An 8306-nucleotide genomic window follows, 5' to 3' on the forward strand; every position below is an offset into this window, starting at 1 on the left:
AGCGAGGCGTAGCGGAGGAACCTCACTTGATGCAGCTTCAGCAAGAAAGGTCCCACGACTGCGCCCCCCTTCGGCTGCGCTCAGGGCAGGCCTTCGGGCGGCTTACCGCACTTGCTTCGCAAGCGCCTTTCTCGGGATGACGGTTTTTTTGGCCATATGCGAACGCCCGACCAGAAAAGGCCATGTAGGTGAAGGCGACCCCGTGACGGCGCCGGCACGGGTTGACCCCGAACGCAAAACCGCGGCCCCGAACGCAAGAGGCGTTGCCGAACGGTCGCCTGCGTTCGGCCAACTCCTTGATTCGGAAGGCTCCGAACGCACCGAACGCACCGAACGCAAGAATCCGGGGTCGTTCTATTCTGGCGGCCGGCGCGTGGCGCTCGCCGCCAGCCATGGCGTGCTCCGGTGCCCGCCCGAGGCGCCGGGTTCCCTGATCGGCTGCTTCAACTTCCCTGATACGGTGACTCGAAATCCCCTGCTCTGGTGCGAGCAATTCCCTGATAATTTTCCCTGTTATCAGGCGCGGCGAGGCCGGTCTGACGGGCACAAAACCCTTGTCGGCCAACGACTCCCGGCGCATCGAGCCCCCCTCGGTCGATGATTTTATCGGCGACAACGCCGTGAATTCATCGCCGGCGAGGGCGGCGGCTGCCGGTTCAGTCGGCCGGGACCAGGGTCACGGCGACGCCATAGGAATGCGACTCGCCGCCCAGGATGACGCCGCGCAGCGGGCTCACGTCGGAGAAGTCGCGGCCCCAGGCGACGGCGACGTGGTCCTCGCTCACCATCAGGTCGTTGGTCGGGTCGAGATGGACCCACCCCGCCTGCTCGCCGCACCACACGGCGACCCAGGCGTGGCTGGCGTCGGCGCCGCGCAGCGCGGTCTCGTCCTTCGAACGGATGGTGCGGATGTAGCCCGAGACGTAGCCCGCGGCGAGGCCGTGGGCGCGCAGGGCGGCGATCTGGACGTGGGCGAAATCCTGGCAGACGCCGGCCTTGCCGTCGAACACCTCGGCGAGCGGCGTGCTGATGTCGGTGGCGCCGGGGTGGTACTCGAAATCGGCCTTGATGCGCGACGTGAGCTCGCGCGCCGCCGCGAGGATCGGCCGGCCCGGCGTGAAGGACTGTGCGCCGTAGGCCCTGAGCGCCTCGACCTCGGGCACCAGCGGCGAGTCGTGCACGAACTCGGCTGCCTCGATCGGCGCCGGGAAGCCCTTGCCGTCGAGCGCGGTGCGAATCGCCTCCCACGGCGGCGTGCTCTCGAACGGCGGCGGCTCGGGGAAGCGCACGTCGACGGCGGCGCGCACCTCGATGTCGAAGCGCGTGTGCGGCTTGTCGATGCGGTAGATGTCGACGTTGTTGCCGAAATGGTCGACATGCTGGACCGCCATCGCCGGCATCGGGTTGGTGGCGATGCCGATCGACTCGACCGTCTGGCCGGGGAAGGCGCGGGCCCGCAGGTGGGCGATGTGGTGCGCCGAGTCGACGCTGCTGGTGTAGCTGTAGGTCGTGCGATGGGAGAGCAGGTACTTCATCGTCGGGTTCCGTCAGACCGTCGACGAGCCGACGGTCTGCGCCGCGGCGACATGGCTGAACCACGCGCGGGTGATCACCTCGGAGAGCTTCTCCAGCCGGCGCTCGGTCTCGCCGGTGATGTCGCGCAGCATGGCCAGCGCCAGCCCCTCGTGGCGCCACGCCCGCTCGTCGCCGGCGAACTGCTGCACGGCGCCCTCGAGATCCTCGATGAAGCTGTGCGGCAGCGCCGGCACCTCGACGCCCGACGCGTGGCCGAGAAACTCGAGATGCTGCGAGAGGGCGCGCAGCTGGAAGACCAGCGAGCGCGGGTTGCTGTCGTCGAGCATCACCAGGTCGAGCACCGGCGCCGGCTGGAGCTGACCGAGATAGCGCGTGCGGTAGGTGATGGTGCTGTCGCACAGCTCGAGGGCGAGGCGCATGGCGGCGTCCCAGTCGATCGGCGACTGGGCGAAGGCGCCGAGCGCGCTGGTGGCGATGTACTGGCCGCGCTCGAGCCGGCGGCCGAGATCGAGGAAGCGCCAGCCGGTGCCCCGCGTCATGTTCTCCTGGGCGAGGCCCGACAGCACGGCGACGAAGCGCACGATGTCGTCGAGCGCGGCGAGCAGCGGATCGAGGTTGCCGCGCGCCGCCAGCAGGCTCTGGCGCAGCTCGGCCATGCCCGGCCCGATGGCGGTGATCATGTCGACCGAGAAGCGCTCGCGCATGGCGCTGGTCAGGCGATGGATCGATTCGAGCGCGCTGGTGAGCCCGCGATTCTCGGCGGCGACCGAGGCGAGGCCCTGCTGGAAGGCGGCGTTCTCCGGCGCCGACAGGGCGGCGCCCTGCGACATCAGGTTGGCGTTGCTGAGCAGGCGGCCGAGCAGGCGCAGCTCGACGGCGTCGCGCGGGCCGACCGCGCCTTGGGCGACGCGGTTGACGGTGGTGCGCAGCAGGCGGGCGTCGCCGTCGAGCCGCTCGATATAGCGGCCGAGCCAGTAGAGATTGTCGGCGACGCGGCTCTGCAGGTCGGCGCCGCCGCCGCGCTCGACCGGCAGCTGGTGGAAGCGGCGGGCCGGCGGCAGCTGCACGTCGGCGCTGTCCTCGGTCAGGACCCAGGCGTCCTTCAGGATGCCGTTCAGCCGGCCGAGCGAGCGCAGGCAGGTGTCGCCGCTCGGCTCGCGCGCCAGGCCACCCGGCAGGACGCGCCAGGACTCGCCCTCGGCACTGGCGAAGACGCGCAGCACCACGGCCGAGGGTGCAAGGCTGTTGCCGTCCCATTTGGGGCTGAGCGACGGGGCGACCGGATACTGGGCGACGAAGTGGCCGGGGTGGCTGCGGATGCGCTGAAGCAGGGCGGCGTGCTCGGGCGGATCGAGCATGCCGACGATGATCGGCTCGCGATCCTGGCCGAGACAGGGCCGCACGATCATCAGGTCGATGTTGGCGAGCGCGAAGGCGAGCGCCGCCGGCTCGCCCAGCCACCATACGTCGAGCGACGGCAGCTCGAGCTTCTGGCCGAGCAGGTGCTCGCCCAGCTTCTCGAGGAAGGGGACCAGGGCGGGCGTCTCGGCGAGGCCCGAGCCCAGCGCATTGGCGAGCGCCAGGTGGCCGTTGCGCGTGGTCTCGACCAGGCCGGTGATGCCGAGCGCGGAATCGGCGCGCAGTTCCAGCGGATCGGCGAACGAGCTGTCGAGGCGGCGCAGCAGCATGTGCACCGGTCGAAGCCCGGCCAGGGTCTTGATCGAGACGGCGCCGTCGCGCGCCACCAGGTCGCCGCCCTCGACCAGCGGCACGCCGAGCGCGCGCGACAGGTAGACATGCTCGAAATAGGTCGCCGACAGCGAGCCCGGCGTCAGCACCGCCATGTTGGGCTTGTCGATGCCTGGCGGCGCCAGCGCGAGCAGCGATTCGTGCCAGCGCTCGACGAACGGCCGCAGATGGCGCACCGGGATCGAGCGGAACGCCTCGGGCACGGCACGGGCCAGGACGCGGCGGATCTCCAGCGCGTAGGCGATACCCGACGGCAGCTCGGTATGATCGGCCAGCACGTGCCATTGGCCGTTGCCGAGCCGCACCAGGTCGACGGCATAGTGGCTGAGCCGATGGGCCAGCCGGTGCGCCGGCGTCGTGCCGTCGACCACCCGGCAGGGCCGCAGGAAGTGCCGGTTGGCATGGACCAGCATGGGCGGGACCAGGCCTTGCCTCAGCAGCGTCTGCGGGCCGTAGAGGTCGGTCAGGACGGCGTCGAGCAGGTGGGCGCGCTGGATCACCCCGCTCTCGATGGTCGACCATTCGTCGGGCGTGATCACGAAGGGCAGCGGGTCGAGGCTCCAGCGCGGCGCGGCGCGGTCGTCGAGCAGGTTGACCGTCGCGCCCGACTCCTCGAGCTGGCGGCGCGCGCTCTCGACGCGCTCGCCGAGCCCGCCGGGAAGCGAGCGGATGACGCTCAGGATGCCTTGCCAGTGATAGCGGATCGACTTCTGGCCGGTGACCAGTTCATCGTAAGCGCTCGCCGGCGAAGAAGTGAGGCCGCGCAGGGACTCCATGGACCTGTGGGGAGAGCGAGGAAGGGGGCGCTAGGCTGGCATGGGCCGAAGGTGGGGTCTACTCTCGTTCTCATGCGGACCGCGGGCGTCCCGCCCGCTCATGAGTCATGATCATGACGAAGAGCGGGGGACGCCCGCGGTCCGCATGATCATGACCCTTCCGTCGCGTGTGACGCGACACCTCCCCAACTTCGTTGGGGAGGAGAAGATTCACGCCCTGCGCAAATCCAGCGTCAGCGGATGCTCCGGGTTGTCGAGCGGCTTCGGCTCCGGCGTCTCGCCGGCGGAGTGGCCGATCGGGAAGAAGCGGGCGCGGCGGCGGGCTTCGGCTTCGTTGGCGTTGACCGGCATGCGGTCGTAGTTGCGGCCGCCGGGATGGGCGACGTGATAGGTGCAGCCGCCGACCGAGCGGCCGCTCCAGGTGTCGTAGAGGTCGAACGTGAGCGGCGCGTGCACGCCGATGGTCGGATGCAGGGCATTGGCCGGCTGCCAGGCGCGATAGCGCACGCCGGCGACGTACTCGCCGGCGGTGCCGGTCGCGCGCAAGGGCAGGCGCCAGCCGTTGCAGGCGACGACGTGACGGCGGTCGTTCAGCCCCTCGACCTTGACCTGCAGGCGCTCGACCGAGCTGTCGACGTAGCGCACCGTGCCGCCGCCGCCCGGCTCCTCGCCCAGCACGTGCCACGGCTCGAGCGCGTGGCGCAGCTCGACCGCGATGCCGCGCTGGGCGACCTCGCCGATGTGCGGGAAGCGGAACTCGAAATGCGGCGCGAACCACTCCGGCTTGAACGCGTAGCGTGCCTCGCCGAGATCGGCCAGCACCTCGCCAAAGTCCTGCCAGACGAAGTGCGGCAGCATGAAATCGTCGTGCAGGCGCGTGCCCCAGCGGCTCAGCGGCCGCTCGTAGGGGCGGTCCCAGAACCTGGCGACCAGGCCGCGCAGCAGCGCCTGCTGGGCCACGCTCATGCGCCAGTGCGGCGGCATTTCGAAGGCGCGCATCTCCAGGAGCCCGCGCCGGCCGGCAGCGCTGTCGGGCGTGAACAGCTTGTCGATGCAGAACTCGGTGCGATGGGTGTTGCCGGTGGCGTCGACCAGCAGGTTGCGGAACACGCGGTCGACGAACCACGGCGGCACCGGCTTGCCGGGCTCGATCTGGCGGAAGGCGATCTCCAGCTCGTGCAGGGCGTCGTTGCGCGCCTCGTCGACGCGCGGATGCTGGCTGGTCGGGCCGATGAACAGGCCGGAGAACAGGTACGACAGCGACGGATGGTTGAGCCAGTAGCCCAGCAGGCTCTTCAGCAGGTCGGGCCGGCGCAGCAGCGGCGACTCAGGCGCCGTCGGGCCGCCCAGGGTGACGTGGTTGCCGCCGCCGGTGCCGGTATGGCGGCCGTCGATCATGAACTTCTGGGTGCCGAGCCGTGTCGTGCGCGCTTCCTGGTAGACGATCTCGGTCTTGTCGACGATCTCTCGCCAGCTGGCGGAGGGATGGATGTTGACCTCGATGACTCCGGGATCGGGCGTGATGCTGAAGTGAACCAGGCGCGAATCGCCGGCCGGCGGCGGATAGCCCTCGATGAACACCGGCTGGCCGAGCTCCTCGGCGGTGTCCTCGACCGCGGTGATCAGCTCGAGGTAGTCCTCGGTGCGCTCGGTCGGCGGCATGAAGACGAAGAGATGGCCGTCGCGCGGTTCGAACGCGATGGCGGTGCGCACGATGTGGCTGGCCGAGCTGCCGATTCCGGGACGCGGCGCGAGGTCGGGGGCGAGCGCGCGGCGCCACGCTTCGCGTCGCGCTTCGCCGTCGGCGTCGCCGTCGTAGCGGTTGGGCATGCCGGGCGCCTGCGGGCGCAGCACCGGGGCGCGGCGGAAAGCGTCGAGTGGCGGCAGGTCGGGATGCGGCGCCATCGGGTCGGGCTCGACGATGTAGTCTGCATCGCCCGGCGCCACCCAGGGCAGCGAATCGAGCGGCAGGCGATAGCCGAGCGGCGAGTCGCCCGGGATCAGGTAGCATTTCTCCGAGCGCAGGAACCATGGGCCGCTGCGCCAGCGGCCGCGGCCGTTGTGCTCGCGCTGCACCGGCAGCACGGTGCCGACAGGGGCTTCGAGTCCCTTCTCGAAGATGCGTGCGAGCCGCTCGCGCTCCATCTCGTCCCTGACCTTGGCGGCGTCGACCGCGACGTTGCTCGGCAGCCGGCGCTCGCGCCACAGATAGTACCAGGTGTCCTCGAAGGCGCTGAACAGGTAGCCCGGATCGATCTGCAGGCGCTCGGCGAAGGCCAGCGCGAAGCGCTGCGCGATCTCCGGCGTGGCCCCGCTGGGCTTGCTCTCGAGCCCGTAGAGATGCGGATCGCGCCAGATCTTCTCGCCGTCCCTGCGCCAGTGGCAGCCGAGCGCCCAGCGCGGCAGCTGCTCGCCGGGATACCATTTGCCCTGGCCGAAATGCAGCAGCGGCCCGCTGGCGAAGCGGTTGGCGAGCTTGCGGAACAAGAGGCCGGCCAGTCGGCGCTTCTCGGGCCCCAGCGCCAGGGTGTTCCATTCCGCGCCGTCCATGTCGTCGACCGACACGAAGGTCGGCTCGCCGCCCATGGTGAGCTTGAGATCGCCGCCTGCGATGTCGCGCTCGATCGTCTCGCCGACCGCGAGCAGGGCGCTCCATTGCTCCTCGGTGTAGGGCTTGGTGGTGCGCGGCGTCTCGCGCACGCGCCTGACCGACATGTGGTGCGAGAATTCGACCTCGCACTCGTCGACGCCACCCTCGATCGGCGCGGCGCTCGACGGCTCGGGCGTGCAGGCGAGCGGGATGTGGCCCTCGCCGGTCAGCAGGCCCGAGGTCGGGTCGAGGCCGATCCAGCCGGCGCCCGGCAGGTAGACCTCGCACCACGCGTGCAGGTCGGTGAAATCGTGCGTCGGTCCTTCCGGTCCCTCGAGCGGCTTCTCATCGGGCGTGAGCTGGATCAGGTAGCCCGAAGCGAAGCGCGCGGCGAAGCCGAGATGGCGCAGGATGGTAACCAGGAGCCAGCCGGTGTCGCGGCACGATCCCTTGGCCAGCGCCAGCGTCTCCTCGCAGGTCTGCACGCCGGGCTCGAGGCGGACGATGTAGCCGATGTCCTTCTGCAGGCGGGCGTTGAGGCCGACGATGAAGTCGACGGTACGCTGCGGGCGGCGATCGACCTGGGCCAGCCAGGCGGCGAGAAGCGGGCCCGCCGGCTCGCGCTTGCGGAACGGCGCGATCTCCTCGGCAAGCGAGGGATCGTAGACGAACGGCCAGTGCTCGGCGCCGGGCTCGAGGAAGAAATCGAACGGGTTGATCACCGTCATGTCGGCGACCAGGTCGACCACGATCTCGAACTTCCGGGTCTTCTCGGGGAACACCAGGCGCGCCAGGTGATTGCCCTGCGGATCCTGCTGCCAGTTGATGAAGTGCGGCTTGGGCTCGATCTCGAGCGAATAGGACAGCACGGCGGTACGCGCATGCGGCGCCGGGCGCAGCCGCACCACCTGCGGCCCGAGCGCCACCGGCCGGTCGTACTCGTAGGTCGTCCGATGATGCAACGCGACGTGTATGCTCATGCCGGCGAGCCCGATTTCCGTTCCAGGATGGACGTAGCAAGTGACATGCCACTATCTGGTTGTCACTGCCTCCCCCGTCTTCCGGAGGAGGTGTCGCATCTTACGCGACGGAGGGGTCAAGGGTGGACCGCGGGCGTCCCGCCCGCTCATGATCATGATCATGAGCATGAGCGGGCGGGACGCCCGCGGTCCAAGAGACCATGACCCCCTCCGTCGCGTATAACGCGACACCTCCCCAGCGAAGACGCTGGGGAGGAGGTTTTGAACTGCGGCCGCACCCCGTTCCCATCGCACGCCGCCTGTGCTGGATTGGCCCCATGACCGACTACTTCGATCTCACCGGCAAGGTCGCTCTGATAACCGGCGGCAGCCGCGGGCTGGGTTATCAGATGGCCAAGGCGTTCGCCGCCCACGGCGCCGACCTGTTCATCACCAGCCGCAAGCTCGAGGCCTGCGAGAAGGTCGCGGCCGAGGTGCGGGCGATGGGGCGAAAGGCCGCGACCTACGCCTGCAACGTCGCCAACTGGCACGAGCTCGAGGGGCTGGCAGATGCCGCCTACGCAGCCTTCGGCAAGGTCGACATCCTGGTCAACAACGCCGGCTCCTCGCCGCTCGCGCCGTCGTCGCTCGAGACGCCCGAGCAATTGTTCGACCGCATCGTGGCGCTGAACTTCA

The 8306-nt window shown here is 69.8% G+C and carries 4 protein-coding genes; 1 reads left to right on the forward strand and 3 read right to left on the reverse strand.

Annotated features, from left to right (window positions below; genetic code table 11):
* Nucleotides 1-656: 656 nt before the first annotated feature.
* The 3 genes from AB7O82_RS35270 to AB7O82_RS35280 form a co-directional block, all read right to left on the reverse strand.
* Complete coding sequence (locus AB7O82_RS35270) at nt 657-1535, reverse strand: transglutaminase family protein (protein WP_428551568.1); 879 nt, start codon at nt 1533-1535, stop codon at nt 657-659.
* A 12-nt stretch (nt 1536-1547) separates the two neighbouring features.
* Nucleotides 1548-4061 (reverse strand): circularly permuted type 2 ATP-grasp protein, encoded by a 2514-nt coding sequence (locus tag AB7O82_RS35275; RefSeq protein ID WP_428551571.1) that lies wholly within the window; start codon nt 4059-4061, stop codon nt 1548-1550.
* 210 nt (nt 4062-4271) lie between these two features.
* The gene (locus AB7O82_RS35280) at nt 4272-7631 is read right to left on the reverse strand and encodes a DUF2126 domain-containing protein (RefSeq protein ID WP_428621574.1); all 3360 of its coding nucleotides are present in this window, start codon (nt 7629-7631) and stop codon (nt 4272-4274) included.
* Nucleotides 7632-7948: 317 nt separating this feature from the next.
* Here AB7O82_RS35280 and AB7O82_RS35285 point away from each other — a divergent pair.
* Nucleotides 7949-8306 (forward strand): SDR family NAD(P)-dependent oxidoreductase (locus AB7O82_RS35285; protein WP_428621576.1); only part of this gene is annotated, 358 nt, incomplete at its 3' end.

The sequence above is a fragment of the Reyranella sp. genome, from assembly GCF_050185545.1.
In the GTDB taxonomy this organism is placed as follows: Bacteria; Pseudomonadota; Alphaproteobacteria; order Reyranellales; family Reyranellaceae; genus Reyranella.